Source organism: Streptomyces sparsus (genome assembly GCF_054776295.1).
Window position 1 is genome coordinate 1 of record NZ_BAAHCA010000907.1, and the last position, 1,973, is coordinate 1,973.

Genomic DNA, 1,973 nt, shown 5'->3' on the forward strand with positions numbered 1-1,973 from the left:
GGTCCGCGCCCGCGCCGCCAGGCACGCCGCCCTGAGGCGGCGGGCCGACGCGTGGTGGTCGCCGGAGGCGCCGCGCGAGGGTAATTCGGTTGCCGTACGGGCGGCTTGCGGCCATCGTGCCTGCATGAGCCCTGACACGACGCGCCCGGTCTGGCGCATACGCCCCTACCGGGACGAGGACTGGGACGCCGCCGCCCGCATCCACGACAGCGCCCGGCTGGACGAACTGCGTGACTCCGTGGGTGTCGAGGCGTTCCTGCCGCTGTCGGCGACGGCCGACAGCGAGGGCTTCCACGACGGCCGGTCGTGGGTCGCCCAGGACGCCGCCGGGGGCGAGGAGGCGCCCGTGGTGGGCTTCGTCGTGCTGGAGGAGGACGAGGTGACCTGGCTCTACGTCGACCCGGCCCGGTACGGGCAGGGCGCCGGCGCGGCGCTGCTGCGGCACGCGGTCGCGCAGGGCGGGCCGCGGATCGAGACCACCGTGCTGGCCGGCAACGACCGGGCGCTGAAGCTCTACCTGCGGGAGGGCTTCACCGTGGTGGAGACGCGGACCGGCAGGCTGGAGGGCAACGAGCAGTTCGCCGCCACCGGTCATCTCATGGAGCTGCACAAGCACCCCGCACGCTGAGCGGCCGGCTTGGCCTGGCCCGTTCCGGCCCGCGCGAGCCGGGCCGCGACCGGCGCACGCGGTGCAGCCGGGAGGCCCCGTGCGGCTGGCAGAATCCGGTGCATGGCGGAACTGGACGGCCGTGAGGTCACCGCGGAGGCCCTTCAGGGCCTGGCGCTCACCAACTACGGGCACTTCACCTCCATGCGGGTGGAGCACGGGTGGGTCCGCGGGCTGAGCCTGCACCTGGCCCGCCTGGTCCGGGACTGCCGGACCGTCTTCGGTACCGGGCTGGACCCCGAACGGGTCCGGTATCTGCTCAGGCACGCCGTGGGCGGCCTGGGTGGTGTCCTCGTCGTGCGGGTGACCGTGTTCGATCCGGACCTGGACCTGGGCCGCCCCTCCGCGGCGGCCGAGCCGAGTGTCCTGGTCACCACCCGGCCCGCTCCCGCCTACCCGGTGCTTCCACCGCTGCGCCTGCGCACGGCCGCCTACCTGCGCGACCAGCCGGCGGTGAAGCACGTGGCTCTCTTCGGCGCGCTGCACCGCCGGCGTGCCGCGCAACGTGCGGGCTTCGACGACGCGCTGTTCACCGACGCGTCGGGTGCCATCCACGAGGGACCGACCTGGAACATCGGCTTCCACGACGGGACGCGCCACGTCTGGCCGGAAGCGGACGTCCTGCCCGGGGTCACCATGGAGTTGCTGCGGCGAAGCGGCGGGGAGCATGTGGACGCCGTGCTGACCGTCGGACAACTCCCTTACATGCGGGCGGCGTTCGTCACCAACACGGCGATCGGGGTGCGGGCGGTCGCGGCTGTCGACGACGTGCCGCTGCCCGCCGGGACCGAACTCGTCGACGGCCTCCGCCGCGCCTACACGGCGGACCCGGGCGAGTTGCTGTAGGCGCCTCAGGCGTCGGCCTCGCCGACCAGGTCCTTCAGCTCACTCCGGGTCGCCCTCAACTTCCGGTACACCGCGGTGAGATGCAGCTCCACCGTGCGCTGGGTGACGAACAGCGCGGCGGCGATGGCCTTGTTGCTGCGTCCCGAGGCGGCCAGCCGGGCGACCTGGTGCTCACTGGGCGTGAGCAGTTCGGTCTCGGCGCCGGCCGGGACGCCCCCGCCACTCAGCAACTCGTTCGCGGCGCGGGAACGCAGCACCTCGGCACCGCACTCCGCTGCCAGCTTCCGGGCCCGCCGCTGCACCCGCTGCGCCGACGCGGTGTCGCCGTGCAGCGTCAGCGCGGCGCCCTGCCCCAGCAGCACCCGGACGAGGTCCAGGCGGGACTGCGCACCGTCCAGTGAGGCCACCGCCTCCTCGTAGGTGCGCAGCCGGACGGCGGGCCGGGTCTCGGTCTCGGCGA

The 1,973-nt window shown here is 74.1% G+C and carries 3 protein-coding genes; 2 read left to right on the forward strand and 1 reads right to left on the reverse strand.

Translation table 11 applies throughout. The features are described from left to right. The first annotated feature begins 124 nt into the window (after nt 1–124). Nucleotides 125–628: a GNAT family N-acetyltransferase gene (locus ACYVE9_RS24775; protein ID WP_461030126.1), complete on the forward strand. Its 504-nt coding sequence runs from the start codon at nt 125–127 to the stop codon at nt 626–628. Nucleotides 629–730: 102 nt separating this feature from the next. Further along, nucleotides 731–1,513 carry an aminotransferase class IV family protein gene (locus ACYVE9_RS24780; protein WP_461030127.1) on the forward strand — a complete coding sequence of 261 codons (783 nt, stop codon included), beginning with the start codon at nt 731–733 and terminating at the stop codon, nt 1,511–1,513. A 5-nt stretch (nt 1,514–1,518) separates the two neighbouring features. On the opposite strand, the gene ACYVE9_RS24785 is transcribed toward ACYVE9_RS24780, so the two are convergent. Then, a partial coding sequence (locus ACYVE9_RS24785) for a helix-turn-helix transcriptional regulator (protein ID WP_461030128.1) occupies nt 1,519–1,973 on the reverse strand: 455 nt, incomplete at its 5' end.

Excerpts from the sequence above, each read along its gene's own strand:
- ACYVE9_RS24775 (WP_461030126.1), top strand. The coding sequence starts at position 125 with ATGAGCCCTGACACGACGCGCCCGGTCTGGCGCATACGCCCCTACCGG.
- ACYVE9_RS24780 (WP_461030127.1), top strand. The coding sequence starts at position 731 with ATGGCGGAACTGGACGGCCGTGAGGTCACCGCGGAGGCCCTTCAGGGC.